The 26497-nt window shown below is 59.8% G+C and carries 32 protein-coding genes and 1 pseudogene; 8 read left to right on the top strand and 25 right to left on the bottom strand.

The features are described from left to right. The first annotated feature begins 36 nt into the window (after window positions 1-36). Both BM074_RS02370 and BM074_RS02375 read left to right on the top strand, forming a co-directional pair. Complete coding sequence (locus tag BM074_RS02370; protein WP_051614523.1) at window positions 37-396, top strand: ArsR/SmtB family transcription factor; 360 nt, start codon at window positions 37-39, stop codon at window positions 394-396. After that, window positions 393-872, top strand: a complete 480-nt coding sequence (locus BM074_RS02375) for an SRPBCC family protein (RefSeq protein WP_027230128.1) — start codon at window positions 393-395, stop codon at window positions 870-872. Before BM074_RS02370 ends, BM074_RS02375 begins: the two co-directional genes overlap by 4 nt. Window positions 873-965: 93 nt before the next feature. On the opposite strand, the gene BM074_RS02380 is transcribed toward BM074_RS02375, so the two are convergent. Then, the gene (locus BM074_RS02380) at window positions 966-1703 is read right to left on the bottom strand and encodes an isochorismatase family protein (RefSeq protein WP_036813836.1); all 738 of its coding nucleotides are present in this window, start codon (window positions 1701-1703) and stop codon (window positions 966-968) included. A 150-nt stretch (window positions 1704-1853) separates the two neighbouring features. Here BM074_RS02380 and BM074_RS02385 point away from each other — a divergent pair. Continuing rightward, window positions 1854-2004 (top strand): annotated as a pseudogene (locus BM074_RS02385) (LysR family transcriptional regulator); the annotation flags it as partial. 163 nt (window positions 2005-2167) lie between these two features. Here BM074_RS02385 and BM074_RS02390 read toward each other — a convergent pair. From BM074_RS02390 to BM074_RS02425, 8 genes are all read right to left on the bottom strand, one after another. Next, complete coding sequence (locus tag BM074_RS02390; protein WP_091919503.1) at window positions 2168-3196, bottom strand: Ldh family oxidoreductase; 1029 nt, start codon at window positions 3194-3196, stop codon at window positions 2168-2170. Then, window positions 3193-5223, bottom strand: a complete 2031-nt coding sequence (locus BM074_RS02395) for a dipeptide ABC transporter ATP-binding protein (RefSeq protein WP_091919505.1) — start codon at window positions 5221-5223, stop codon at window positions 3193-3195. The genes BM074_RS02390 and BM074_RS02395 overlap by 4 nt, the downstream gene beginning before the upstream one ends. Then, the gene (locus BM074_RS02400; RefSeq protein ID WP_081815751.1) at window positions 5216-6097 is read right to left on the bottom strand and encodes an ABC transporter permease; all 882 of its coding nucleotides are present in this window, start codon (window positions 6095-6097) and stop codon (window positions 5216-5218) included. Before BM074_RS02400 ends, BM074_RS02395 begins: the two co-directional genes overlap by 8 nt. Further along, window positions 6094-7062 (bottom strand): ABC transporter permease, encoded by a 969-nt coding sequence (locus tag BM074_RS02405; RefSeq protein WP_175498865.1) that lies wholly within the window; start codon window positions 7060-7062, stop codon window positions 6094-6096. The genes BM074_RS02400 and BM074_RS02405 overlap by 4 nt, the downstream gene beginning before the upstream one ends. A gap of 54 nt (window positions 7063-7116) precedes the next feature. Further along, on the bottom strand, window positions 7117-8778 hold the full coding sequence (locus tag BM074_RS02410; protein WP_091919507.1) for an ABC transporter substrate-binding protein: 1662 nt from the start codon (window positions 8776-8778) through the stop codon (window positions 7117-7119). A gap of 173 nt (window positions 8779-8951) precedes the next feature. Then, complete coding sequence (locus tag BM074_RS02415) at window positions 8952-10136, bottom strand: mandelate racemase/muconate lactonizing enzyme family protein (RefSeq protein ID WP_091919509.1); 1185 nt, start codon at window positions 10134-10136, stop codon at window positions 8952-8954. A 1-nt stretch (window position 10137) separates the two neighbouring features. Next, window positions 10138-11244 (bottom strand): mandelate racemase/muconate lactonizing enzyme family protein, encoded by a 1107-nt coding sequence (locus BM074_RS02420; protein WP_091919510.1) that lies wholly within the window; start codon window positions 11242-11244, stop codon window positions 10138-10140. A 48-nt stretch (window positions 11245-11292) separates the two neighbouring features. After that, window positions 11293-12012: a GntR family transcriptional regulator gene (locus BM074_RS02425; protein ID WP_091921390.1), complete on the bottom strand. Its 720-nt coding sequence runs from the start codon at window positions 12010-12012 to the stop codon at window positions 11293-11295. A 148-nt stretch (window positions 12013-12160) separates the two neighbouring features. Between BM074_RS02425 and BM074_RS02430 the strand changes: the two genes are divergently transcribed. From BM074_RS02430 to BM074_RS02440, 3 genes are read left to right on the top strand one after another with little or no spacing between them, the layout of a single operon-like run. Next, window positions 12161-12493 carry a hypothetical protein gene (locus BM074_RS02430; protein ID WP_091919512.1) on the top strand — a complete coding sequence of 111 codons (333 nt, stop codon included), beginning with the start codon at window positions 12161-12163 and terminating at the stop codon, window positions 12491-12493. A gap of 15 nt (window positions 12494-12508) precedes the next feature. After that, window positions 12509-12793, top strand: a complete 285-nt coding sequence (locus BM074_RS02435; RefSeq protein ID WP_091919513.1) for an acylphosphatase — start codon at window positions 12509-12511, stop codon at window positions 12791-12793. Between the two features lie 14 nt (window positions 12794-12807). Then, complete coding sequence (locus BM074_RS02440) at window positions 12808-13329, top strand: SixA phosphatase family protein (protein WP_027230139.1); 522 nt, start codon at window positions 12808-12810, stop codon at window positions 13327-13329. A 9-nt stretch (window positions 13330-13338) separates the two neighbouring features. Here the strand turns inward: BM074_RS02440 and BM074_RS02445 are convergent, their stop codons facing one another. The 5 genes from BM074_RS02445 to BM074_RS02465 all read right to left on the bottom strand — a co-directional run bounded on the left by BM074_RS02445 (window position 13339) and on the right by BM074_RS02465 (window position 16628). Further along, window positions 13339-14175 carry a bifunctional allantoicase/(S)-ureidoglycine aminohydrolase gene (locus BM074_RS02445; protein ID WP_091919515.1) on the bottom strand — a complete coding sequence of 279 codons (837 nt, stop codon included), beginning with the start codon at window positions 14173-14175 and terminating at the stop codon, window positions 13339-13341. A 210-nt stretch (window positions 14176-14385) separates the two neighbouring features. Continuing rightward, window positions 14386-15000, bottom strand: a complete 615-nt coding sequence (locus BM074_RS02450) for an ATP-dependent Clp protease proteolytic subunit (protein ID WP_091919517.1) — start codon at window positions 14998-15000, stop codon at window positions 14386-14388. A gap of 36 nt (window positions 15001-15036) precedes the next feature. Then, the gene (locus BM074_RS02455; protein WP_091919519.1) at window positions 15037-15369 is read right to left on the bottom strand and encodes a hypothetical protein; all 333 of its coding nucleotides are present in this window, start codon (window positions 15367-15369) and stop codon (window positions 15037-15039) included. Continuing rightward, complete coding sequence (locus BM074_RS02460; protein ID WP_027230143.1) at window positions 15366-15677, bottom strand: ArsR/SmtB family transcription factor; 312 nt, start codon at window positions 15675-15677, stop codon at window positions 15366-15368. Before BM074_RS02460 ends, BM074_RS02455 begins: the two co-directional genes overlap by 4 nt. A 45-nt stretch (window positions 15678-15722) precedes the next feature. Then, entirely contained in the window at window positions 15723-16628 is a 906-nt protein-coding gene (locus BM074_RS02465) for a LysR family transcriptional regulator (protein ID WP_091919521.1), read from the bottom strand. Between the two features lie 130 nt (window positions 16629-16758). On the opposite strand from BM074_RS02465, the gene BM074_RS02470 reads away from it, so the two are divergent. Next, complete coding sequence (locus BM074_RS02470) at window positions 16759-18177, top strand: MFS transporter (protein ID WP_244532712.1); 1419 nt, start codon at window positions 16759-16761, stop codon at window positions 18175-18177. A gap of 8 nt (window positions 18178-18185) precedes the next feature. Here BM074_RS02470 and BM074_RS02475 read toward each other — a convergent pair whose 3' ends face one another. The 4 genes from BM074_RS02475 to BM074_RS02490 form a co-directional block, all read right to left on the bottom strand. Then, the gene (locus BM074_RS02475; protein WP_091919525.1) at window positions 18186-18602 is read right to left on the bottom strand and encodes a GFA family protein; all 417 of its coding nucleotides are present in this window, start codon (window positions 18600-18602) and stop codon (window positions 18186-18188) included. A 38-nt stretch (window positions 18603-18640) separates the two neighbouring features. Then, window positions 18641-19105, bottom strand: coding sequence for an SRPBCC family protein (locus BM074_RS02480; RefSeq protein ID WP_091919527.1), 465 nt, complete (start codon window positions 19103-19105; stop codon window positions 18641-18643). Beyond that, window positions 19102-19431 (bottom strand): ArsR/SmtB family transcription factor, encoded by a 330-nt coding sequence (locus BM074_RS02485; RefSeq protein WP_091919529.1) that lies wholly within the window; start codon window positions 19429-19431, stop codon window positions 19102-19104. The genes BM074_RS02480 and BM074_RS02485 overlap by 4 nt, the downstream gene beginning before the upstream one ends. A gap of 331 nt (window positions 19432-19762) precedes the next feature. After that, window positions 19763-20752 (bottom strand): zinc-dependent alcohol dehydrogenase family protein, encoded by a 990-nt coding sequence (locus BM074_RS02490; RefSeq protein ID WP_091919531.1) that lies wholly within the window; start codon window positions 20750-20752, stop codon window positions 19763-19765. Between the two features lie 102 nt (window positions 20753-20854). Here BM074_RS02490 and BM074_RS02495 point away from each other — a divergent pair, with 102 nt between their 5' ends. Then, window positions 20855-21754 carry a LysR family transcriptional regulator gene (locus BM074_RS02495; RefSeq protein WP_091919533.1) on the top strand — a complete coding sequence of 300 codons (900 nt, stop codon included), beginning with the start codon at window positions 20855-20857 and terminating at the stop codon, window positions 21752-21754. A gap of 66 nt (window positions 21755-21820) precedes the next feature. Here BM074_RS02495 and BM074_RS02500 read toward each other — a convergent pair whose 3' ends face one another. The 7 genes from BM074_RS02500 to BM074_RS02530 all read right to left on the bottom strand — a co-directional run bounded on the left by BM074_RS02500 (window position 21821) and on the right by BM074_RS02530 (window position 26471). Next, the gene (locus BM074_RS02500) at window positions 21821-22777 is read right to left on the bottom strand and encodes a pepsin/retropepsin-like aspartic protease family protein (protein ID WP_139217613.1); all 957 of its coding nucleotides are present in this window, start codon (window positions 22775-22777) and stop codon (window positions 21821-21823) included. 218 nt (window positions 22778-22995) lie between these two features. Next, window positions 22996-23304, bottom strand: coding sequence for a BrnA antitoxin family protein (locus BM074_RS02505; RefSeq protein ID WP_091919537.1), 309 nt, complete (start codon window positions 23302-23304; stop codon window positions 22996-22998). After that, the gene (locus BM074_RS02510) at window positions 23301-23546 is read right to left on the bottom strand and encodes a BrnT family toxin (protein WP_091919538.1); all 246 of its coding nucleotides are present in this window, start codon (window positions 23544-23546) and stop codon (window positions 23301-23303) included. The genes BM074_RS02505 and BM074_RS02510 overlap by 4 nt, the downstream gene beginning before the upstream one ends. Before the next feature lie 172 nt (window positions 23547-23718). Further along, window positions 23719-24078: a YciI family protein gene (locus BM074_RS02515; protein ID WP_027230149.1), complete on the bottom strand. Its 360-nt coding sequence runs from the start codon at window positions 24076-24078 to the stop codon at window positions 23719-23721. Window positions 24079-24194: 116 nt separating this feature from the next. Then, window positions 24195-25757, bottom strand: coding sequence for a glutamine-hydrolyzing GMP synthase (guaA, locus tag BM074_RS02520; protein ID WP_091919540.1), 1563 nt, complete (start codon window positions 25755-25757; stop codon window positions 24195-24197). Window positions 25758-25884: 127 nt separating this feature from the next. Continuing rightward, complete coding sequence (locus tag BM074_RS02525) at window positions 25885-26214, bottom strand: type II toxin-antitoxin system HicB family antitoxin (RefSeq protein WP_172982616.1); 330 nt, start codon at window positions 26212-26214, stop codon at window positions 25885-25887. After that, complete coding sequence (locus BM074_RS02530) at window positions 26211-26471, bottom strand: type II toxin-antitoxin system HicA family toxin (RefSeq protein WP_091919542.1); 261 nt, start codon at window positions 26469-26471, stop codon at window positions 26211-26213. The genes BM074_RS02525 and BM074_RS02530 overlap by 4 nt, the downstream gene beginning before the upstream one ends. Between the last annotated feature and the right edge of the window lie 26 nt (window positions 26472-26497).

Below are 26497 nucleotides of genomic sequence, written 5' to 3' on the forward strand. Positions count from 1 at the left end.
TCCTAAGTGTTTATCCGCACGGAAGGAGGTGCGATTATGTTTGGTGCTACCCATGGTGCTGCGCAAGCGATGGCGCCGATTGACGGCATCTTCCGCGCGCTTTCAGACCCGACGCGGCGACGCGTGCTCGAACGGCTTGGAAGCAGCCCGGCTTCGGTCAGCGAACTTGCAGCGCCATTCGATATGGCGCTGCCCTCCTTCGTCGAACACCTCAAGGTGCTCGAAGGGTGCGGCCTTGTGCGGTCGGCGAAAACCGGCCGCGTGCGAACCTACCGGCTCGAACCGGAGCCGCTGCAATTGATCGAGGATTGGCTCGCGAAGCAACGTTCCCTCTGGGAACGCCGCCTCGATCAGCTCGACGACTATCTCATTCAACTCAAGGAGCAGGATAAATGACGCAGCTACCCGCAATAAATCCGGAACTCGATCTCGTTCTTGAACGCGTCGTCGATGTGCCGCGCGAACTTGTATGGAAGGCGTGGACGACGCCCGAACATATCGTCAAATGGTTCACGCCGAAGCCTTGGCAGACCACCGATTGCGAGATCGACCTTCGGCCGGGCGGCGTGTTCCGGACGACCATGCTCTCACCCGAAGGCCAGTCGTTTCCGAATGTCGGCTGCTATCTCGAAGTCGTTCCCAATGAGAAGCTCGTGTGGACAGATGCGCTGCTCCCCGGCTATCGTCCGTCGGAAAAGCCCTTTTTCACCGCCTATCTGACATTGGAACCCGAAGGAAACGGCACGCGCTACCGGGCCATCGCGATCCATCGCGACAGTGCGGGCAAGAAGCAGCACGAGGAGATGGGATTCCACGATGGCTGGGGCACCGTGCTCGACCAGATGGTCGCTTATATCAAGAGCGAAATGTAACTCGGCCTATTTCGTCAGCATCGGTGAGCCGTCGCGTGCATAGCGCTCGACGGTCGCCACCACGGCGCGCGACATCCTCGACGGCGGATCAATTCATTTGCCGTTGGCCAGCGCGATCTGCCCTACGAGTTTTGCCCATGGCATATCGAGAGCCCCATAAACGGCGCCGGCTTCGGGTCGCGCATTGTCCTTGAGGATTTCGACCATCAGGGTCGCATAGTCTGAGACGACAACACCGGCTTGAAGCATGCGCAGCAAGCCGGCCTCTCGCTTCGTCTGGTTGAATGTGCCGGACGCATCGACTGCAACATAGGCATCATAGCCCTTGCCGATCGCACTTATCGCAGGGAACGCCGCGCAAACCTCGAGGGAGATGCCCGCGAAGATTAGCTTCTTGCGGCCGGTCGCTTCTATGGCGCGCGCCACGGTCGGATCATCAAAGGCATTGACCGACGACCGGTCGATTATCTTTGTGCCGGGCAGCGCTTCGACGAGTTCGGGAAACGTCGGCCCCCACATGCTATCGCTCGCCGTGGTCGTGACGATGATCGGGAGATTGAGGGCGCGGGCCGCCTTTGCCAGAGCGACAATGTTGTGCTTCAACTCCCCGGTGGAATAGTCCCGCACACCAGTCATCAGGCCGATCTGATGATCGACGAGAACAAGCGCCGTATTGTCGGAAGTGAGCGGTTCATAAGGACGGACCTGGTCGGACATTTCGTACTCCTGCGGTCGGCGTGGTTGAATTGCGGCGGCAAGCGAGGGAGCGAGGCCGAATGCCGTCGCAGCCGCTCCTATTGCTGCTGTCTGGAGGAAGTGACGCCGTTCCATGATGCCTCCGTCAATTTCCCGGACAGCCACCATGGCTCGCCCGGAGTCGCTACCTTTGCGGCGACGGGACGAACTTAAGGGCTGGCTTTCCGGCCAAGAAGAGGGCAAATTTCAGACTTAACGTCCATCTCTTTGGACGAAGGAGCCGGCATGCTCGATCTCAACGACTTTTATTATTTCGTTCAGGTTGTGGATCGGGGCGGCTTTACAGCGAACGTTGCGCGTGCCCAAATCGACGTTGAGCCACAGGATCAGGCGGCTTGAGTCCGAGTTGGGCGTTCGCTTGCTCAACCGCACGACTCCACGCTGACCGCCCTGATCCCATACCGACAAGGCCTGCTGCCATTGGTTCGCGTCTTCATCGATCATCTGGCTGCCGAGCTTCCAAAGGTAGTATTCGTTTAGGCCGCCCAATCTGCATCCGCGTTCGGTCTCGCAGCGATCTGCGGCGCTGACAATACTGCCTATTTCGTCAGCATCGGTGAGCCGTCGCGCGCATAGCGCTCGATGGTCGCCACCACGGCGGCCGGCAGCGCGACACCGTTGGCATGCTGGCGGCGTGCTTCGAGACGCCGGTCGCCCGGAAGCCGCACGGCAGGCGTTTCCTTGACCGCCGTCAGCATCTGCTCGAGCCGACCGGCGAAGCCGGGCCCGGCAAACATGTCGGGATCAATGGCAATGATGAACTGGCCCGTGCGCGGCGGCCCACCTTCGCAATCGCCAAAGGATGATGCTTCGTAGGACCAGTGCGCGCCGCCAAGACCGGCAGCAAGAATATCGACCATCAGTGCAAGCCCGAAACCCTTGTAGCCTCCGATCGGCAGAAGACTACCCTCCATCGCCGCGGCCGCATCGTTGGTCGGCACGCCCTCTGCATCGATGGCCCAGCCGTCAGGCAGCGGCACACCGCGATTATAGGCGTCGATGACCGCAACCCTGGCGACGACGCTCGACGACTGGTCGATGACCAGTGGCGCATGCCCGTCACGTGGGACGGCAAAGGCGAGCGGATTGGTGCCGAAGAACGGCGTCTTGCCTCCGAAGGGCGCAATCGAGGGTGAAGCATTGGCCGTCATCAGTGCAATGAGCCCCTCGGCTGCCAGATCCTCGACAAAATAGCCGAGCGACCCGCAGGCATAGGAATTTGTGACCGACAGCGCCGCAATGCCCGATTGCCGGGCCGCGTCGATGAGCGCCGGAAGTCCGAGCGCGATCGCCGGATGGGCAAAGCCGGTGCCGGCCTCAACGCGAAGCGCGACAGGCGACAATTGCTCAAGACGAGGCTGCGCGTGGCCGTCCACCTTCTTGCAGGCGGCATGGTCGCAATAGGTCGGAAGATAGGAAAGGCCGACGATCGCCTGTCCGTCACGTTCGGCCGCCGCAATTGATTTTGCGACCGCCGCCGCATTCTCCGGAGCAACGTCAGAGGCGATCAGGGCCCTCGCCGCGAGCGTTTCGATTTCGTCATAGGTCATCACCCTCTCGTCGCTCATGCCGGTATCACCTCTTGCTTCTTTTGCAGCCGCGCCAATTCCTCGAACGGAATGTGGCAGCGGATCCTGTGTTCGGGTTCGGAATCGAAGAGCGGCGGCTCCTGTTCCTCGCAGATCGCGCCGATCTTGCGCGGGCAGCGCGTATGGAAAACGCACCCGGACGGCGGATTGACGGCGCTTGGAATTTCCCCGTCGAGCCGGACGCGGCTCGGTTCGGTCTCGTCGAGCTTCGGTACGGCCGAAAGCAGCGCTTCGGTATAGGGATGGTGCGGCCCGGAGAACACGCGTTCGGACGGGCCGATCTCCATGATCCGCCCGAGATAGAGCACCGCGATGTGGTCGGACAGGTAACGAACGACGGCGAGATCGTGCGAGATGAAGATGTAGCTGACATGCTCCTTTGTCTGCAGATCGGCAAGGAGATTGAGGATCGCCGCCTGCACCGACACGTCGAGCGCCGAGGTGGGCTCGTCGCACACGACGATGCGCGGATCGCCGGCAAAGGCACGGGCGATTGCCACACGCTGTTTGAGGCCACCCGAAAGCTGGCGCGGCTTGACGCTAAGATGACGCTCTGTCAGCCGGACAGATCGGACCAGCTCGATGAGGCGTTTTTGCTGCGCCCCGCCTTTCAGGCCGGCCAGCGTCCGCAAGGCACGGCCCATAATGTGGCGGATCGAATGCGCGCGATTGAGCGCCGAATCGGGGTTCTGGAAAACGATCTGCATCGCCTTGACCTGATCGGCACTGCGGCTTTCGAGTTTCGACGCGAGCGGCCGGCCATCGAGTTGCATCGAGCCGCCGGAGTCGGCCGGGACGAGGCCGAGGAGGAGCCGGGCAAAGGTAGTCTTGCCGCTTCCCGATTCCCCGACGAGGCCTAGGGTCTGTCCCGGCATCAGATCAAGGGAAACGTCGTTGACCGCACGCAGGGCGTGGCCATGGGCAGCATAGGTCTTGTTGAGATCCTTGATGCGCAAAACCGGCTCGCCGCCATGGACCGCGGGCGCTGCCGCAATGCTTCCCGGCGTCGTACGCGGCAGGTCCTGCGCGCGTTCGTGATAGTGGCACCGCGAAAGGCGGCCACCGAGGTCGTGCAACGGCGGCAGTTCATTATGGCACCGGCTGTCGGCAAGGGCGCAGCGATCGGCAAAGGGACAGCCGGTGATCGTTGCGCCCGGCGCCGGGAGAAATCCCGGAATTGTGTCGAGCCTGATCTGATCCTTGCGCTGGCCGCCCCGCGGCAGGCAGCGCAACAGTGCCACGGTGTAGGGATGGCGCGGATTGTTGAAAACTTCGGCGGTCGTCCCCTCCTCGACCAGCATGCCGGCGTAAAGAACGCCAACGCGGTCGCACATGCGCGAGACCACCGCGAGGTTATGGCTGATGAAGAGGATCGACGCCGAAAGTTCCTGCCTGAGCTTGGCAATGAGGTCGAGCACCTCTGCCTCGACCGTCGCGTCGAGGCCGGTGGTCGGCTCATCGAGGATCAGCATTGTCGGATCGCTGGCGAGCGCCATGGCAATGCCGACGCGCTGCTGCATGCCGCCGGAGAGCTGGTGCGGATAGCGCTGCATGACCCGTACCGGATCGGAGATACGGACGCGGTTGAGCATGGAGATGGCCTGATCGACGGCGGCCTGGCCGGAAATTCCGCGCAGTTCGAAAATCTCGGTCATTTGCCGCCCGATGCGGATCGACGGGTTCAGCGCCTTGCCGGGATCCTGATAGACCATCGATACGCTTTCGGCGCGCATGCGGCGCAGCGACTCGTTGTCGAGCTTCATGACATTGTGGCCGGCCAAGGCGATTTCGCCGGCTGTGATGACCCCGTTGCGGGGAAGATAGCGCACGACAGACAGGGCAACCGTCGATTTACCGCAGCCGGATTCGCCGACAAGGCCGTAAGCTTCGCCCGGGCGAATCGTAAGGCTCAGATCGCGCAGCACAGCGCGGTTGCGACCGCCAACCCTATAGGCGACGGAGAGGTGATGCAGTTCGAGCGCATTGGGTGTCGATAAGTCAGTCATTCAAGGCCCCCTGCACGCCGTCGGCCACAAGATTGACGCCGATCACCAGCGAGGCGATAGCGAACGCATCGAAGAGCACGGTCCACCAGAAGCCGCCGCCGATCATCCCGTAATTGCTTGAAATGCTCAGACCCCAGTCCGGCGATGGCGGCTGAATGCCGAAGCCCATGAAGCTCAGCGTCGCAACCGCAAAGATGGCATAGCCAAGACGCACCGTCGTCTCGACGAGGATTGGCGGTATGACGTTGGGAAGGATTTCCACGAACATCGTGTGCAGCGCGCTCTCGCGGCGCAATTGCGCCGCCGCGACATAGTCGAGTTCGCGCTCCGACAGAACGGCCGAACGCACGGTGCGGGCAATGATCGGCGCAAAGCTGAGGCCAATGACGATGATGACCGTTGTCTTCGACGTTCCGAGCGCAACAATGGCGAGCAGTGCCACGATCACGACCGGGATTGCCATGAACGCCTCGAGGACGCGGCTGATCACGTCATCGACAAGTCCGCGGAAATAGCCGGTAAACAGGCCGAGCGTTGTGCCGGCGATGGTGGCCAGCAACGTCGCCAGCGGCGCGACCGTCAATATATCGCGCGACCCGACGATGACCCGCGAGAACACGTCGCGACCGAGCTGGTCGGTGCCAAACCAGTTATCGGCGGAGGGCGGCATGAGCGCGTTGATGATGTCATCCGCAAGCGGATCGTGCGGCGTAAAATATTCGCCGAAGAGCGCACACAGGACCCAGTAGACAACGATGACGAGACCCGTGATGAAAGAACCGGAGCGGCCGAGCGCCGCCACCACTTCCATTGCGGGACTACGCTTGATCGGCGGCGCGGGCAGGTCAGGCTGTTTGATATCGGTCGCCGTCATTGATCGGTCCCCAGTCGGATGCGTGGATTGAGGACGGAATAGAGAAGATCGGCAATCAGCGTCGCCACCGCATAGACGATGCCGATCGTCAGGATACCGGCTTCAAGCACTGGGAAATCCTTGCCGCGTGCGGCCGTGAAGATCAGCGAGCCGATGCCCTGATAACGGAAGAGCGTCTCGACCACGACGAGCCCGCCAATGAGGTAGCCGGTCTGGGTGGCGATGACCGTGATCGTCGGCAGCAGCGCATTGCGCAGCACGTGCCGCCAGATGACCGTATGCCAGGGCAGGCCCTTCAAAACGGCGGTGCGGGTATAGTCGGCATCGAGCGCCTCGATCATGCCTGATCGCGCCATGCGCGCGATGTAGCCGAAGAGCACGAGGAACAGCGGCAATGCCGGAAGGATCAAATAGTAGATTTGGGTGAAGATGTCCGAACCCGGCGGCCAGACTGCTGCAATCGGCAGCCAGTTCAGCCAGACGCCGAAGAGCAGAATGAAGATGATGCCGGTGACGAATTCCGGCAGTACGGTTGCCGAAAGCCCCCCCAGGCTGATGATGCGGTCGATGGGCCGATTGACATTCAGCGCGGCGATGATGCCGCCGAGAATGCCGAGCGGCACCACCATGATGAAAGCAACGAGCGCAAGCTTCATCGAATTGCCGAGAGCATCGATGACGAAAGGCGCAACAGGCGCCCGGAAAATATAGGAAGTGCCCATATCGCCTTGAACGAAATGGGAAATCCAGTCCCAATATTGTACAAGCAGCGGCCGGTCGAGGCCGAGCGAATGGTTGAGCGCGTCGACGGCACGCTGGTCGGCGAGCGGTCCCAATATGGCGCGCCCGACATTTCCGGGCAGCACCTGCCCTCCCAGGAACACCATGATACTGAGAAGGAACAGGGTTACGATCGAAAGGGCAATGCGCTTCAGCAGAAAGGAAAGTATGGCTCTAGCTCCCATGTTAGCCAGCCCCACCTGCGTGGAGCTGGCTGTTGCAGGATGTCCGTTCCTCCCTTACGCCTTCGAGGCGCGGTCGAGATAGTTCTGCGACATTGCCGTCGGCTGTACGCCGGAAACGCCCTTTGCCGTCGCCGTCAGGTAATCGAAGAAATAGCCGAAGATGACCGGCGTTTCCTCGAGCAGCAGCCGCTGTATCTTGCCGGCCGTCTCCTTCTGCGCCTCAAGGTCGAGCGCAGCGATGTATCCGGCGGCGAGCGTATCGTAGTCCTTGTTCTTGAAATGCGCCGAGTTCCACGTGCCTTCGCTCTTCAAGGGCGCGGAGAGGTAGACATTCGGCACGCCGCGATGGCCGTAGTCGGTGATGCCCATGACGGAATCGAGCCAGTTGGACTTGCCGAACACCGCATCGCCGTAATAGGCGCCCTGATCGAGAATGTTGAGCTGGAGGTCGATGCCGATCTCCTTGACCGCATTCTGGATGAGCTGGGCATATTCCGGAATTTCCAGATAGCGCTCGGTGGTGAGCGTAACCTTGAAACCCTTGCCGGCTCCAGCAGCCTCCATCAGTTCCTTTGCCTGCTTCAGATCCTGCTGGCGCTGCGCAACGGTCGTATCCGTTGACGGAAAGGCCGGCGCAAACGGGCTGTCATTGCCAAGCGAGGCCCGACCCCGCATCAGGCCCTTTTGCAGCTTGTTGCGATCGATACTGAGCGCTACGGCGCGGCGCACCCGGGGATCCTTGAACGGGTCCATGTCCGTGCGCATGTGGACCTGGTGATGGGCCACGGATTTCAGGCTGATGATTTCGACGTTCGGATCGGTGAGCAGTGCGACGCCAGCAAGCACTGGCATCTGGTTGATTACGTCGACCTGACGGCCCTGAAGCGCAAGGATCATCGGCTGGATATCACCGAAGAAGGTGAATTCCGTCCGGGCCGGGAGTGCTTTTTCGCCCCAGTAGTCCTCATTGCGCACAAAAGATGCGCCGACCTTCGGCGTGTACTTCTCGAGCTTGAACGGCCCGGTACCGTTGAAGTTCTTCTCGAAATCGCCCTTGTAATCAGCAGGAATGATGATCGCGTTGTAGTTGTCCGACGACACCATGTAGGGGAAGTTGCCGTTTGGCGCGTCGAGGTGGAACTCGACCGTGTAATCGTCGATCTTCTTGGTAGCGCCCTTCTGCAGGAACCCGGTAAAGACCGAAAGCGCATTGGACGAGTTCGCCGGGTCGGCGAGGCGATCGATACTCGCCACGACGTCGTCGGCCTTCATCTCGCCGCCGCTGTGGAATTTGACGCCCTTGCGCAGATTGAAGGTCCAGACATCACCCTTGTCATTCGGCTTCCAGCTTTCGGCCAGCATCGGCTTCAGGACGAGATCCGGGCCATCGAGGCACAGGAACTCGCCGCATTGCTGCAACATGAGCAAGCCGCCGGCATCGGCGACGCTGACAGGTTCGATCGCCGCGGCAGGCACGCTGCTGGCAACGCGGATCGTGGCGCCGGCCGTGCCTTGCGCGCGGGCAAGGCTGGGCATGCCGCCCATGCCGGCGGCGAATCCGACGCTGCCGAGGAAAGGCAGGGACAGGCCAAGCAGGCTGCCGTGACGAATGAATTCTCGGCGGCTTACCCTGCCGTCGACCAGGCCGTCGATGAGATGGTTTTCGAGATCGGTCCGGCCGCGCCGGAGCATATCGAGGAACTTGTAATTTTTCATGGCTTCTGCTCTTTCCCCTGGATCATGTTTTAACCGAACGATGAGTTAGGCAGCGCTCCTGGTCGCCGAGTTGCCGGATCGTCCGTGACCGACAAACTTAAGATGCCTTTTCCTCCGATCGCGTAATGCCCGGTCTTGGCGCCGGGTCAGGCAGCAAGCGAAAATTCTCCTTTTCAGTTCAGCGGCAAGCGCCGGTAGGTACCGGGCTTCGCAGAGTCGTGATACTTGTTCTTCGGGCCGTTCTCGGCAAAATCCCTGTGGCAGGCAGCAAGGCGGTCCCGATCGAGTGTAACTCCGAGTCCCGGCCCTTCTGGCACTGGAACGACATTGTTTCGCGGTGAAAACGGCCCTTCCTCGATGACGTCGGTGGTTTGCATTCGGAAAAGCGACTGGTTCGGCTCCCTTATCCAGCCGAGCGCCGCGCAGAGGTGAAGGTAAGCGGCGCTGCCGACGCCCGAATCGCCGCTATAGCACCAGAAATCGATGCCGGCGTGTTCGCAGGCGCCAATGAAGCGGACGAGGCGGCCGATGCCGCCGTGGGTCGCGGGGTTGCCGACAATCGCGTCCGGCACCCGCAATTCCATGGCGCGGGCAATGTCGATGTTGTGCGTCGAGAACGGTATCGAACAATGGCGACGCAATTCACGCATTTCCTCGATTGTCGCGACAGGATCTTCCCAGTTGCGAACGTTCAGCTGCTCCAAGGCTCGCACAAGTTGCCGAGCAGTTGCAAGTGAATAAGCTTGGTTGGAATCGATTCGCAGCACCACGTCGTCGCCGAGCTTCTTGCGGATGAGTTCGAGCATACGCAGCGAGACCTTCGGGTCTTCGGTCGAGAACTTTCCCTCGAAAAACGTGGTCCCGAACTGCTCGTTGAGCTCGACGCAATAGTCGGCAACTTCCTCCGGTGTCTTCTCGCCAATCGTGGCCGCGCCATCGCCGCGCAGGGAGAAATAATCGGTGAAAGGTATCTCCTTGCGCACCGCCCCGCCGAGCAATTGATAGAGCGGCTGGTTCCAGGCCTTGCCACGAATGTCCCAGAGCGCCATCTCGATTGCGCCAAAGGCAAGGATGCGGGTGCGATCGTTGATGCTCTGGACGCCGGTCCAGAACGGCAGGCAAACGTTCTCGGCGCCGGCAATATCGATCGGATCGCGCCCGATCAGGCGAGGCGCCAGCGTGTCATTGATGATCGCGGCGGCCGCCGAACTCGGCGCTTCGCCGAGCCCGATAATCCCATCATCGGTTTCGACTTCGACGATGGTTGGCGAAAAGCCGTCGAGTTCGCCGAACACCCAGACATAGGGCGCTTCGAGCGTCAGGTTGATCGGGGTTGCGGTAATGCGGCGGATTTTCATGTCAGTGGCTCAGTTCGAGAAACGGCTTGCCGAGGAGATCGGTATCGACATCGATGCCGAGCCCCGGACCGTCCGGCACGCCCATGCGGCTGCCGACAACCGGGGGCGCGTTGCGTGCAGTGCGGACCGTCACCCATTCGTGAAAGGCGATGGCATGCAAGCGCCGCTCTTCCGGCGTCGATAGCGAGAGGTGGGCCATGGCAGCCGTGTCAACCTCGGCGCCGCCTGTGTCTTCCACCGTGATCATGAAGCCGAGATCGACGGCGACGTCGCGGATCTGGCGGGTCTTGGTGACGCCGCCGAGCCGCGAGATCTTGAGGGTCAGTCCGTCAGCCGCGCCCTTGCGATGAATTTCGAGCATCTGTTCGAGCGAGGTGACCGATTCATCGAGCACCATCGGCTTGTCGAGCGAACGGCGAACGGAGAGGCAATCGTCGATCGCGAGGCACGGCTGCTCCATCGTGTAGTCGATGGCGCGTGTCGCATCGGCGAACTGGCGTGCCTGATAGGCGGTCCAACCGCCATTGGCATCACAGAAGATCACCGTGCCTTTCGGCACCGCCGCAGCGACGGCGGTTACCCGCTCGATATCGTCGTGGACCTTGCCGCCCACCTTGACCTGCAGGCGATGAAACCCTTCGCCGACGATGCGCCTGGCAAGATCAACCATCGCGTCGACGGAGCCGTGGGTGACGACCTTGTAGAGATCGGCCATATCGCTTTCGCGGCCGCCGAGCATCGTCACCAGCGGGACCTCGGCGGCGCGGGCCGTGAGGTCGCAGCAGGCCATGTCGAAGGCAGCCTTGATATAGGGGTGGCCGTTGAAGACAGTATCCATCAGGCGGTTTATCTGCGCGAGCCCGCGCGGGTCCCTACCGAGCAGGTGTGGTGCGATCTCCGGAACCCCTGCCCTGGCGCCTGCAGCAAAGGCAGCCGAATAGAAGCTTCCAAGTGGCGCCATCTCGCCCCAGCCGGTCACCCCGGTATCTGAGGTAATAGAAACGAGGATTGCATCGAAACCGTCCGCACCACGCCCCTTCGACATATTGTAGCGGCCGCCGACGAAGGGCTGCATAAGACTGTAGGCTTTGATGGACTTGATCTGCACGATATCGTTCCCGTGTTCTATTGTGTGGAGAGCGCCTGCTGTCCGCGCTCAATTTTCGAGGCGTTTACGGGTCCCCGGCTTTTTGGCTGCCTGCCTCTCCTCAAGCCCACGCGCAAAAGCAACAAGTTCCTCAAAATCGAGGGCGATGTGCTCACGGGCGTGCCGCTGCGCCGCTTTCATGTCCTTGCCTTTGAGAAGACGCACATATTCCTCGTGCACGTCGAGCGAGGGCACGGGTTCGTTGCGTGCCCGTTGATGCAAGGCGAAATACATTTGCAGGCGGCTGGTGAGGCGCTGCCACGTATCCAGCAGGAGCGGGTGATCGGCCCATTCATAGATCAGGCCGTGCAGCTGCAGCGCCGTCTCGATCTGCCTGGTCGTGTCGATGTCGAGGGTCGCCTGCTTCACCGCAGCATGACGTCTGTCAAGTTCGGCAAAGAAGACCTCGGTGCGGAGCGGCCACGTTCTTTCGATGGCAAATTCGTCGAGAACCTGGTTGAGCGAATAGGCATCCTCGATATCCTTCGCCGTCACTTCGATCACGAATGTGCCCGCATAGGGAATGCTGGTAAGAATGCCCTCCTGGACCAACTCGCGCATGGCTTCGCGCAAGGGCGCGCGGCTCACCCGCATCTGTTCGGAGATGCGCAGTTCGTTGAGTTTCTGGCCAGGTTCGAGCTTGCCGGTGAGGATGGCCCGTTTGAGCAGGCTGACGATCTCGGCCCTACGGGTCGTATCGACAATGGGGTCAAAATCCGTAGCGCTCATGGATGGATCCTCGTTCCGATGCAAGAAAATCAGATTGTCGACAATATTGCAATCGAGAACTCGCAGCATTAGCATCGACATGTCGATCTGACCGCTTTAACAGCAGACTGACCGAGACGTAACACGCACCTATCGACCGGAGATCGACATGACTTTGACGGGCTTTTTGCAGCTCACCGCTTCGACATTCACGTTCCTGCTCGCCGCGACGTGCGCAAAGGCATGGGCGCTGGCGCCGAGCAACGCGAAGCTGGTTCTAACCATTGTTCTCTATTCCGTCGGCAATCTCATCATGCTGCGTCTGGTACGCGAGTTCGGCATGGCATCGGCGTTCAGCCTCTCGGCTGTCATCCAGCTTATTGCGGTCAATCTCATCGCGCTGGTTTTCTTTGGCGAGAAGCTGTCGATTGTTCAATCCTTCGGCATCATCTTTGCTATACTTGCGGTCGGATTGATAACATTCGGGTCCGCCACCGAATAATCGGCAGGAGACGCGATGCCGGAGGAGCATCAGGCGAAGATGGTTCGCATATCGGGCCGCGTACAGGGCGTAAGCTACCGCGTCTGGACGCGCATGGAAGCGCGCAAGCTCGGATTGGGGGGCTGGGTCCGCAACGAACCGGACGGGAGCGTATTGGCCTTTATCGAGGGGCCGGAGAACGCGGTATCCTCGATGCTCGATCGGTTCTGGCAGGGGCCGCCCGGTGCGTCGGTAAAGGATGTCGTGTCTGAGATTGCAGAGCCAGAAAATCTGTCGGGGGAGTTTCGGATAACGTCGTAAATGCGAGGACTTCGATGCGCAGGCTCATCCTCTTTCGGCATGCAAAATCGGAATGGCCGGCGGGCGTCGAGGACCATGAACGGCCGCTCGCCAAACGTGGCCGGCGGACGGCGCCATTGATGGGTGCGTTCCTAGCGCGTCAGCAGTTGCTTCCCGATCTTACCCTCGTTTCGACCGCGAGAAGAGCCATGCAGACGTTTGAGCTGGCATCCGCCGAATTTGGAGTAAAGCTCGAATGGAAAGCCGAGCCGCGCCTTTACGATGCACCCGTCAACGCACTTCTCGACGTTGTCAGGCAGGCACCCGCCACCATCTCGACCCTGATGCTCGTCGGCCACAATCCCGGGCTTGAAGAGTTCGCGCGCCAGCATGTGGCGGGTGGGCCCGAACCCGATCTTTCGCGGCTGCGCGAAAAATTCCCGACCGCCGGCATTGCCGTGATCGATTTCAATGCCAAGGACTGGACAGCTGTTGAAACCGACCGCGGCGAACTCAAGCGGTTCGGGACGCCGAAGTCGCTCGAAGATACAAACTAAAAACCGAGCCTAGCGCCGCGGCGTCAGGCTGAGCTTCATGTGGCGGTTGACATCCTTATAGAGCAGATAGCGGAACTTGCCCGGACCGCCAGCATAGCACGCCTGCGGACAGAAGGCGCGGAGCCACATGAAATCGCCCGCCTCCACTTCAACCCAATCCTGGTTGAGCCGGTAGACGGCCTTGCCTTCGAGTACGTAGAGACCATGTTCCATGACGTGGGTTTCGGCAAAGGGAATGACGGCGCCAGGCTCGAAAGTCACGATCGTCACGTGCATGTCGTGGCGCAGATCAGACGGATCGACAAAACGCGTCGTCGCCCACTTGCCCTCTGTGCCCGCCATCGGCGCCGGCGCAATATCCGCTTCATTCGCGAAAAAGGCTTCCGGCATGTCGATGCCTTCGACGGCTTCATAAGCCTTGCGGATCCACTGGAAGCGGACCGGGGCGCTGCTCTCGTTGCGAACTTTCCAGTTGCTTGCCGGCGGGATGAAGGCAAAGCCGCCGGGCTGCATCACCTGCTTCTTGCCATCGAGCGTGACGCTCAGTTCGCCTTCGAGAATAAAAAGCACGCCCTCGGCGCCAGCGTCGAGTTCGGGCCGCTCGCTGCCGCCGCCGGGCGCTACTTCCATGATATATTGCGAAAATGTCTCGGCAAAGCCGGAGAGCGGACGCGAAAGCACCCAAAGCCGGGTGTCGTCCCAGAACGGCAGGAGGCTTGTGACGATATCCATCATCACGCCCTTGGGGATCAAGGCATAGGCTTCGGTAAACACCGCGCGGTCTGTCAGGAGCTGCGTTTGCGCGGGTGCGCCCCCGTGGGGAGCGGAATAGGTTCGTTGAGCCATGGCCATTTCCTCTGCGTCTCCCGCCGAAGGCGGGCCTCGAAATCCAGATAACGCCTTCCTCAATAGCCAAACAAGGGCCGATTCATACCCCTTAAAAAATTGAAAGTGCTTGCACGTTTAACGCGAGCCACGGCCGGTCACAATTTGTTGATGCGACAAGGCAGGCCAGCGGCTCCTACCTATCGGCCGATCAGGGAGGAGCGTCCCTCCCTAGCGCGCCTCCATGTCGTTGTTTCGTGACGTCAGCACCCGGTCGATCAACCCCCACTCCACCGCCTGCTCAGCGTTCATGAACTTGTCGCGGTCAAGTGTCCGTTCCACCTCTTCGTAGGTTCGCCCGCAATGCTTGGCGTAAAGTGTGATCATGCGATGTTTAACCTGTGCCATTTCCTCGGCATGGATCAGGACATCGGACGCTTGGCCCTGAAATCCTCCGAGCGGCTGATGGACATGTAGGCTGGCATTCGGCAAGGCAACCCTGTGCCCCGGCTCGCCGCCCATGAGAAGAAAAGACCCCATCGATCGCGCAGTTCCCATGCACAATGTGTGTACGGGAGCGCGGATGAACTGCATGGTGTCATACATGGCAAGCCCACTGGTGATAACGCCGCCATAGGAATTGATGTAGAGCGCGATGGGCAGCTTGGGGTTTTCCGCTTCAAGGAAAAGCAGCTGCGCGCAGACCGTTGCCGACATGGCATCGTTCACCTCGCCGTTCAGAAAAACGATGCGCTCGCGCAGCAAGCGCGAATAGATATCGAATGAGCGTTCTCCACGCGAGGATTGTTCCACCACCATAGGGACGAGTTGCATCGTGTCGCGCATGCGCAACCTCCAGATTTCCGATTGATGTTTTGAGTATTAAGCGGCGAGCAGCATTCTTGGCACGGCGTCGTTCGCAGCCACCCGGGCCATGGTTCGCCGGTGAACGATTCCAAAAATGGTACCGCCACGGCCATTTGCACGCACGCTGAAAGTCACGATGCCTTGGTGGTGCGGTGGCTCGGTCTCCTCGATCAGCAACTCAAGTTGCTCGCGTTGCGTTTCGTGCAGAACCTCGAGCACATTCTGGTCGGGGAGCCAGCGCTTGCGGAAGGCTTCGACGCTGATCGCCTTCCACACCTTGTCTGGGTCGGCCTCGAACTCGAAGCTAAACTCGAGCTGCGGCTCGGAACGTGAAGGGGCTTCATTCACTGGTCCATCTCCTTGAGCAGGTCCGCCAGATCGGCAGCGCGATCAGGCCAATAGGTGCGATATTTGGCAAGCCAGTTGACCAATATCAAAAGGCCATCGGGCTCGACTTCATATTGGGTGAACCGCCCTTCGCGGCGCTCCTTCAGAAGCCGCGCTTCGCGCAGGACCGACAGATGCTGCGACATGGCAGGCTGGGTTATGCCGAAGCCTTGACGCAATTCGGTGGCATTCTGCGGCGCGGCAGCGAGCTTTTCAAAAATGGCCCGGCGCGTCGGATCAGCAAGGGCTTTGAAAACGATTTGTTCCATGGGTTGAGATAAGCAAACACTTATCTCAATGTCAAGCGAGCCAGTTTATTCCTGCTCGACTTGTTCGGCGCAGGCCGCTTGCACGCAGCCTCGCAGCCAGCGGTGCGCGGCATCGGCATCGTGGCGGGGATGCCAAAGCAGCGAAACGGTGACGACGGGCATCGACACCGGAAGCGGGAAGCTGTGCATGCCCATGCGCAGGGCGGTCGTGTGCCGTTCTGGCACGCTGGCGATCAGGTTAGAACCGCGGGCAAGCGCCAGCGCACTCGCAAATCCGCCGACGGTCACCACGATTTCTCGTTCAAGCCCCAGCAATTCCAGGGCCTCGTCGATGGGTCCCCTGTCGACCCCGCGCCGCGAAACACTGACATGCCGCCCCCCGACGTAGCGCCGGGTGGTCACCTCGCCCGCGGCGAGTGCGTGGCCTTTGCGAACCACACCGACGAACCGATCGCGGAACAGCGTCTGGATGCGCAGTTCCGGGCTCGTTGCCTTGCCGACGACGCCTGTTTCAAGATCCACGGTGCCGTCGCGAAGCGGGGCACTTTCCCTGTCGGCCTTCTGCACAAAACGCAGGCGTACACCCGGCGCTTCTGCGCCGACCCGTGCCATCAGTTGCGGCCCGAACGTTTCGACGAAGCCGTCGCTGGTGCGCAGGGCAAAGCTTCGCTTGAGGCCCCTGAGGTCGAGTGATTCCCGCGGGCGCAGAATGGCCCGCACATCCTCCACGAGTGGACCCACGCGCTCGCGTAGTTCAAGAGCACGCGGTGTCAGGACAAGACCTCGCCCGGCACGTACAAGGAGCGGGTCGCCTGTCGTCTCGCGCAGACGCGCGAGCGCCCTGCTCATCGCCGATGGGCTCAGTCTCAGACGTTTGGCGGCGCGCGCGACGCTGCCCTCCGCGAGGAGCGCATCGAGCGTAACGAGCAGGTTCAGGTCGGGCGGCGTCATGTCACAACAATAAGGACTTCGAGATATGGCGTCAAACGCACGATTGAAGTGCAAATGCTGCGTCTTCCGCCATCTGTCGCAAGCGCTTAGCCTACCGGGGGAAGTGGCAAGGAGCCCAAGGATGGACCAGATGGCGATTGATCGAACGGAACCGGCAGCCGGAAGCAAGGAGGTATCCGCTCGGTTGACGCTCACCGCGCTTGCACTCTCGACGCTGCTTTCCGCCCTTGGCATCAGCATCGCCAACGTCGCGTTACCGACGCTGGCGCAGGCATTCTCCGCGCCGTTCCAGCACGTGCAGTGGATCATCCTCGCCTATCTTCTTGCCGTGACTATTTGCATCGTAAGCGTGGGACGCCTCGGGGACGTTGTCGGCCATCGGCAGGTGCTCATCGCCGGAATCCTGCTGTTCACCCTTGCCTCCGCCTTGTGCGCCGCGGCCCCCACATTGTGGATGCTGGTTGCCGCCCGCACGGCGCAGGGGCTTGGAGCGGCTATCCTGATGTCGCTCAGCATCGCATTTGTTGGCGAAACGATTCCGAAGGCAAGGATCGGCAGCGCGATGGGCTTGCTCGGAACGATGTCGGCAATCGGAACGGCGCTCGGTCCTTCGCTCGGCGGCGTGTTGATCGCCGGCGCTGGCTGGCGCGCGATCTTTCTAGTGATGGTGCCGCTCGGCATCGGCAACTTCGTTCTCGCCTATTGCTATCTGCCCGGCGAAGGCCGCAAAGGCCTTTCAACCCGCACCGGCTTCGACCTGCCGGGCACATTGCTGCTGGCGGTGACACTTGCCGCCTATGCCCTGGCGATGACGATTGGTCGGGGCCGATTCGGCGGCCTCAGCGCAGGCCTGATCGGGCTTGCGGTTGTGGCGGGCATGCTTTTTGTGCTTGTGGAGAAAAGGACGAAATCTCCTCTGGTTCGGCCGGCGATACTGCGCAGCCGGGTATTGAGCGGTAGCCTTGCCATGAACGGGCTTGTCTCGACCGTCATGATGACGACGCTGGTCGTCGGCCCCTTCTACCTGGCGCGCGGACTTGGGCTGAGCGCCGCCCTCGTCGGCATTGTCATGTCGGGCGGGCCGATCATCTCAGCCGTGAGCGGCGTGCCGGCGGGGCGGATGGTCGATCGTCGCGGCACGCGCGCCATCATTCTTGCCGGCCTCTCCCTTATGGTGGCGGGTTCACTTGCGCTCTGCCTGATACCGGCGACGTTCGGCATTGCCGGCTATGTCACCGCCATTGCCATACTCACGCCGGGCTATGCCCTGTTTCAGGCGGCCAATAATACTGCGACCATGAAGAACGTCGCCGCCGACCAGCGCGGCGTTATCTCGGGCATGCTCAGCCTCTCCCGCAATCTTGGCTTGATCACCGGCGCATCGGTGATGGGGGCGGTTTTTGCCCGGGCATCCTCGGCGCTTGATATCGCGGCAGCACCCGCCGATGCGATTATGGCAGGCATGCAGGTGACCTTCGCGGCTGCTGCGGTTCTGGCGCTCCTTGCACTGGCGGTCGCCGTGCGAACCGCGACCATCCGCCCGGAATAACAACGAGATCACATGTCCGGCGGCATCTTGTCGAACTTTGGCAGGGCCGGATCGACATGATCCCAGGGTAGTGCGCGCATGGCGTAGGTCACGACCTGCGGCACGTAGCGGTTCGGATCGTCGAGACTTGCCGCATGAATGGTAAAGAGCTCCGGCATGGTCGCGAAGGTCAGATAGACCGGCGATCCGCAGGTCGGGCAAAAGCCGTGCGACTTTATGTTGGCACTGTCGCCCGCAAGCGCCCACAGCTTCGCTTCGCCGCTGAGTTTCGGGTTAGCGCCGGCAAAGGTCATGTAGGATCCGTGTCCGGTGCCGCTGCGCCTTTGGCAGTCACGGCATTGGCAATCGTTAGAGAATACGGGTTCGGCCGCGATTTCATAGCGAACGGAGCCGCAGGCGCAGCCGCCGGTATAAGGCTTGCTCATGAGTTTCCTCCAAGGATGGTTATGTCCGGATTGGGAAGTTAGTTCGTTTCGTCGGCGACATCGCCGATACGCGGGATGATCTTTCTCCAGCCTTCGCTCATGCTCCTGAATGCTGTATCGTTCTTCGGCGTGATGAAGCCGGAATGGGTCAGCGTGAGCCGCGTGCCGTTGTCGATCGGTTTCAGGACGAATGTTACGATCGTGTCGAGGCGCGAACCATAGCCGGTGTTGCTCTCGTGACCGCCTTTCCAGGCATAGGCGAAGCGTTCATTGGGTATGGCCTCGAGAACCTCGCAGTGAATGGTGCCGTCCCACTCTCCCGCCGGTGTTGTCTGATAGGTGAAGCGGTTGCCCTTCACGGGTTCAAAACCCTTGGCCGCCATCATCCAGCGGCCGATCAATGCGCCGGTGGTCAGCGTCTTCCAGATCGTCTCCGGCGCATGCGGGAAGACCTCGTCGACGACGATGTCGTGTGTATCGGCGTTCAATGCGGCGTCGTTCATGGATCGATCTCCTTGAGAAGGCTGCGAAGATTGGCGAACCGCTCGCGCCAGAAGACGCCGTAGTGGTTCATCCAGTCAAACAGCGGTTCCAGTCCTTCGGGCCTGGCGCGATAATAGACGTTGCGCCCCTCGGGCCGTTCGGCAACCAGGCCGGCGCGTTTCAGCGACTTCAGGTGCTGCGATATGGCGCCCTGCGTCACGCCGCTTCCCCGCGTTAGCTCCACCACCGTGATTTCATCGGTCCGAACGATCCGCTCGAACACGGCGCGCCGGGTTGGATCGGCGAGCGTACGCATGACGTTGGTGATGGGAGTAGCATCGAGCATGAGAATACATTAGCGAGTGCTAATTCATTAGTCAACGCTAATTTAAAAGCTTAGCGCGCATAGTTCGCGTTCGTCTTGGCGCAAATACCGTTGGCAATGCCAGTCGCCCTCGGAACGATTGCCCGATCAGCCTATCGTGAGATGCCACAAATGGCCGTCGCGAACCCTGACTTTAGCGAGTGAGGTCTGCGACATTACAGGCCGGCTTGTTCCGTAGCAAAAGTCAGGATTTGCGCGACAGGTCGCCTGTCTTGCTGATGCTGAACCGGCCGCACCTCCAGTTGAAAGCCTGAATCACCTCTCAAACAAAATCAATAGGCCGTGAACCCAGCTAGATCGTCACGATAATCTTCCCGAACTGCTGGTTTGATTCGAGGTAACGATGGGCCGCAACTATATCCTCGAAGGGAAATACGTGATCGATGACAGGTTTCAGAATTCCATCCGCAATGCCACGCAGAATAAAGGCTTTTGCCTTTTCCAGCCGCGAAGGATCATCAGTGATCTCATGAACGAGATATCCTCTCAGCGTCAGACATTTCCCTAAGACCTGCGCTAGGGGGAATGGCGTGGGCTCCCGACTTAGCCCCCCATATTCAATCAGTACACCCCCGCGGGCCATTGCTGCCGTCAGCGGCGAGAAAATTGGTCCGCCTACTGCGTCGAATACAACCCGGACACCCCGCTCACCGGCCATTTCCTTGAGTCGTCCTTCCAAATCTTCCTCCTCGGATGCAATTACGCACGCAGCACCTTCATCACGAAGCAGTTGCCGTTTGGCCGACGTGCGGGTCACCGCGATCGGGATCGCTCCCACCATGCGGGCGATTTGTATGGCTGCGAGCCCAACGCTGCTCGATGCCGCGGTGATGGCCACGACATCGCCTTCCGCAAGCGCAGCAAGTTCGATCAGGCCGCCATAGGCAGTTAGAAAGGCCATCCAAAGAGCCGCTGCCGTTTCAAAGCCAAGCGAAACCGGGTGTTCAATCACCATGGTCTCGGGAAAGATAGCCGTGTCGCCGTAAGCCGGCCATCGAACCATCGATATTGGCGGAATCACGCTGACCGCATCGCCCGGGCGAAGACGGACCACCGCTGGACCAACGGCATCAACAATACCCGAAGCCTCCAAGCCCAGTCCTGATGGCAAAGTTGGTGTCTCGATGTAGGTGCCAGCCCTCAGCAGCGCTTCGGCGCGATTGAGGCCCAAAGCCTTCACTCTTATCCGAACCTCACCAGAGCCAGGAGATTTATCGGGCTGGTCCTCAATTACTAGAACGTCTGGTCCCCCATACTGATAAAATCGTACAACTCTCCCCATAATCACAACTCCAAACTATCTGCGATTAACCCCCTATATCCGAGGCAAAGATCGCGATAAATTGGCCTCTGCTAACTTCACTAAGAACTATTGGTTTCGAATATGGATCGACTTTCGAGCATGAACGCATTTGTTAGAGCAGTCGATCTCGGATCGTTCGCGGCCGCAGCAGATTCGCTCGGGCTGTCAGCTCCTATGGTAGGTAAGCATATACAATTTCTCGAACATCGACTTGGCGCTCGGCTACTAAACCGGACAACCCGGCGCCAAAGCCTGACGGACTTTGGAAAAGACTATTATGAGCGGTGCCGAATAATTCTGGCTGAGACTGAGGCTGCCGATGCCTTGGCGGAAGATCAAAGATCCGAACCTCGGGGGAAATTGCGGGTTACGATGCCAACACATTTTGGCCGGCACTGCGTGCTGCCGGTGCTCCTGGACCTCGTGCGGACTTATCCAGCCCTCGAACTCGATCTTTCATTCGGAGACCGATTGGTTGATTTGGCAGAAGACGGCTATGATCTGGCGATCCGCACCGGAAATGTGGACAATAGGGCCGGAGTGATTGCTCGGCGTATCGCTCGCCAACCAATGGTGGTTTGCGCGGCGCCGGGCTACCTTGAGCGCAATGGTCACCCCGAAACAGTCGATGATTTAGGGCGCCATCAGGCAGTCATATACCGTCGTTCCGGTCCGATTCCCCTCTGGCGCTTTCCTCAACACGACGAACCGGTGATCACCATGGCGCCAAACAGCCGTGTCCGCCTCGATGATCTGGAAGCTGTGGTGGATGCGACGGTTGCGGCCATGGGAATATCATGGCTGCCGTTCTGGCTGGTTCGAGATCGATTGGCGGACGGAAGCCTCGTAAGGTTGTTACCTGATCAGGAAAATTTCCTATACGATTGCCACGCCTTGTGGCTCCAGAATCCACTATTGTCTTTGAAGGTTCGCGTGGCGGTCGACGCCCTTGCAGCGGGGCTGCCTCGACTCATGATCTGAACGCCGGACAAGCGGCCTTGTTAGGGGGGGTCCGCAGCAAATCTCAGGATTTCCGCGACAGGTCCCCTAGTCTTGCTGATTATGATCTGGCCGCACGAACATCCGCTTGCCTGCGAAATCGACAAACACCGCGTGATGCTGGAGAAAATCACCTCCGAGAAGGCCGGTGGCCGTAAAGTTTCCGGGCTCGTTCTCTATCAGGAAAGCATGGACGAGGGCGGCGGTGTCGCCAAATCTGGTATTGACCGCAATGAGACGGCATCCTTCTTGCTGTAGGCTTGGATAGATACTTTGACATGGCACGGCCGCGACGGTATCCGCAATGCGGTCAGCAACCACGAAAGAAATGGTCGCACCGGTATCGAGCACCATGTCGTGAGGTTGGCCGGCAATCACCGCTTCCAGAACAAGCCCCTCCTCCGAGTGACGGAAAGGCACCTCGATCCAGCTCGTATCCCGGTTCGGATCAAAATCGGACGCTGCATCGAAGACCGTCAGCTCTTTGGAAAGATAGTCGATCAGGATGCGTTGTCCTTTAAAGAACCCAAGTCCTAGAACTGACGACTCTGGAAGCTGGCTATCCTCGCGCACGGTGATCCCCCACGGAGAAAATTCGACGCCGCGTATATCTCGGAACGTGTGCCCATACACCGAAAGCTCGGCAATCACAAAGCGGGCATTTTCCTGAACATTGCCAGCCATGTCGCTGGATCGCTGCATTTCGCCGGTGAAGCGGACGCCTTCAATTCGGTCCAACAGATCGCGGCGCAGGTGCAACCCTTCCTCTGATCCGGTGTCAAGCCGCAACTGATGCGGGACGCCTTCGATTTCCAAGCTGACCATAGGTGTCGAACGCTGATCGAAGGTGATGGGTAAGAGCAGATCGGCCGCGTTCGACGGAACTATCGCGAAAGACGCTCCTAGTAGCGTAATCGGAAGAACAATTGAAAATTTCAAGAATATCACCATGAGACTAATAAGCGAATTATGCTCGGTGGATCGTAATTGCGGCAGATATGACACCGCAAAACTCCCAGCACCTACCGGCCGCGAGCTACCTGCCAAGAAATATACCGACGACGGCTGGATCGGCCGAGAAGAACCCTGTGGCGGTCCGACAAAGCTGGTCCCGAGCGGCAATCAGCGTTTTTTCATCCAAATGCATCTAACCCTCCTCACCGACCGAGCTCGTCCGCGATCGGGGGGTCGGACATGGTGGCATACGCCTAAATAGCGCGGTTCTATATCTTGGCGCGTTCAAGCACTTCAGCCATTCTTGTCCGCCAGTCCTTGCCGGTGGCCCTGAAGCGTTGAAGCGTTTGCGGATCAAGCCGAAGCGTAACGGCCTCTTTTGGCGCATCAGCTTTAGGACGGCCACGAGCGCGTTGGATACTGGCATAAAGCTCGGGCAGTGCCTCCCTGAAGGGCTTTGCTTGGGCGAGTTGTTCATCTGTAGCCTCGCTATCATCGGGATCAGCCGCGATTTGACGCTGGATTTCAGCCTCTTCCCGGTCGGTGAGAGGCCGTGCGTTTACAGACTTATTCTTCATAGCAGGTTCCTTTCCTTCTTGCTGGCCCGACGCATTGAAATTACCGAGACTGCCTCGGCGCCAAGCGGCTTGAAGATGACTGTAAGGATCTGGCCACGAAACAGGCCGACCGCCTTCAAGCGGCCATCCTTGGCAGGAAGCACAACCGACGCAGCGAAGAAATCAAGGTCGAGATCCTTAAAGTCTAAACCTCGACTTTCAAGGTTGGTCTGGCGCTTCGGAGGGTCATAAGTAATCTTCATGGATTATTCGTACACGAAAATTCATTTGCGTCAATAATATTCGTGTACGGAAAATAGACACACGCCCCAGATTGGGGCGAATGACCTTACTGCTTTAGACCGGGGCAACGAGTACTTTAAGCGCACGTTTTCAACGTGAAAGCCGCGCTAAACCTACGACCGCCGCGGTTCGTCATTGAAAATCAGCCATCTCATAAAGCGGACGGATTTCGATCTCGCTCGGTCCGGGCATGGGGTTGGGGCAGCGCTTCACCCATGCGACCGCTTCGTCCATATCCTTGACGTCCCAGAGCCAGAAGCCGGCGACCAGTTCGCGCGGTGCGGCGAATGGACCGTCGATAACCGTGCGGTTCGCCCCATCGAACGCAACGCGCTTGCCCTGTGAGGACGGCTTGAGCCCATCGGCGTCGCGCAAGATTCCCGCCTTGGTTAGTTCATCATTGTACCTGCCCATGGCCTCGAACATCTCGGCCGTGGGAAGAAGCCCCTTTTCGCTGTCTTCGGTCGCCTTTACCAAAACCATCACACGCATCGTCTGTCTCCTTGTTTGAGCCGCTCTCATCGGCCATTCATACAAACGACGAACGGGGCTTTCGGAAACCGACAAGTGTCAGCATTTTTAGACGAACGAGGCTCGGCGGCAAAAGCCTACTCCCACTCGATCGTGCCGGGCGGCTTTGAAGTCACGTCGTAGACAACGCGGTTGATGCCCTTGACTTCATTGATGATCCGCGTCGCCGCCTGGCCGAGGAAGCCCATATCGTAGTGGTAGAAATCCGCCGTCATGCCATCGACGGAGGTAACCGCGCGCAACGCACAGACAAACTCATAGGTGCGCCCATCGCCCATGACGCCGACGGTCTGTACCGGCAGAAGGACGGCGAAGGCCTGCCAGATCACGTCGTAGAGACCGGCTTTGCGGATTTCGTCGAGGTAGACGGCGTCGGCTTCGCGCAGGATTTCGAGCTTTTCACGCGTGATACCGCCCGGGCAGCGGATGGCAAGACCCGGACCCGGGAATGGGTGCCGCCCGATGAAATGGTCCGGCAGCCCAAGTTCCTTGCCGAGCACGCGCACCTCATCCTTGAAGAGTTCGCGCAAGGGCTCGACCAGTTTCATGTTCATGCGGTCGGGCAGACCACCGACATTGTGGTGCGACTTAATGGTCACCGACGGTCCGCCGGTGAAGGAGACGCTTTCGATGACGTCCGGGTAAAGTGTGCCTTGCGCGAGGAAATCGGCGCCGCCGAGCTTTTTGGCTTCTTCTTCAAAGACTTCGATAAAAAGCCTGCCGATCGTCTTGCGCTTCTTTTCAGGGTCCGATTCGCCTTCGAGCGCACTGATGAAGCGCTCCGAGGCGTCGACGAGAATGAGCGGCAGATTGTAGTGCTCGCGGAACATCTGAACGACGTCGGCGGCCTCGTTCTTGCGCATCAGGCCATGATCCACAAGGATGCAGGTCAGCTGGTCGCCGACGGCTTCGTGGATCAAAAGGGCGGCCACGGAGGAATCGACGCCGCCCGAAAGCGCGCAGATCACCTTCTTGTCGCCCACCTGCTTGCGGATGGCATTGACGGCCTGCTCGCGATAGGCCGACATCGTCCAGTCGCCCTCGATACCGGCGATGCGGTGGACGAAGTTTTGGAGAAGCCTGGCGCCATCCGGCGTGTGCACGACTTCCGGGTGGAACTGGACGGCATAGTATTTGCGCGCCTCGTCGGCAATCGCCGCGAAGGGCGCGCCGGTCGATGTGCCCACGACCTTGAAGCCTTCCGGAATTTCAACCACGCGGTCGCCATGGCTCATCCATACCTGATGGCGTGTGGCCTTGGCCCAAACGCCTTCGAACAGCGCGCACTCTTCCTGGATATCGAGGAAGGCGCGACCAAATTCCCGGTGGTGGCCCCCCTCGACCTTGCCGCCAAGCTGGGCGCACATGGTCTGTTCGCCATAGCAGATGCCAAGGACCGGAATGTTCGCATCGAAAACGTCCTGCGGGGCGCGCGGGCTGCCGATGTCGACGGTCGAGTGCGGGCTGCCGGAAAGGATCACAGCCTTGGGACGGATGCGGTGGAAAGCCTCGCCGGCAGACTGGAAGGGAACGATCTCGGAATAGACGCCGGCCTCGCGTACGCGGCGGGCGATCAGCTGTGTAACCTGGCTGCCGAAATCGACGATGAGGACTGTATCTGGGTGCACGGGAGTGTTCATGGCGGGCCTTTAAAGCAAATGTCGAGTCGGTGCAATGGGTTACCGCGCCGCACTGAAAAAGTGATTCCGGTTGTTGAGGGAAGAGGTGAAGAGCTTGCGATTTTGATTCAAGTAAGTCGCTCAATTCCTACCGGATCGAGCGTTCGAGTGTCGCCACAACCCACTTGTTGAGGCTCACTCCTGCTCTCCGGGCAGCGCCTGAGATGGCTTTGTGCAGGCTCGGCTCGGTGCGCACCACGAATTGGCCGGAGAATGGCTTTTCCGGCTCTTCGCCGCGCTCAGCGCAGAAGGCGAGATAATCTTCTATCGAAGCCGCCAATGCCGTCTTGAGTTCGGATGCCGACGAACCCTGAAATGTAATTACGTCGCGAAGGTTGATGATTTCGCCGTGGAAGAGGTCCGCTTCCTCATCAAAATCTATGACGGCTTCGTAGCCTTTGTAATGCATCATCGTCATGGCCTTACCTCCGCCTCGTTCAGGAAGCGCCTTACAGCTTTAACCGCGCCCTTATCGGTTTCCTTTTGCGGGTGCGGCCGATGGAAAACGGCGCGAACTCCGCGAAGTGCTACCCGAACGCGAGAGCCATGGCCCTCGCTCACCTCGGCTCCGCACGCGATAAACAATGCCTCGATATCCCGCCACGGAAGTTGGGCCCGAACAGGATCGGCATAAACTGCGGCGAGCGTCGCTTTATGCTTGGTGCTTAAATTCATATAATAGTATCACTAAATAGTATCAA

Source organism: Phyllobacterium sp. CL33Tsu, from assembly GCF_900113985.1.
In the GTDB taxonomy this organism is placed as follows: domain Bacteria; phylum Pseudomonadota; class Alphaproteobacteria; order Rhizobiales; family Rhizobiaceae; genus Phyllobacterium; species Phyllobacterium pellucidum.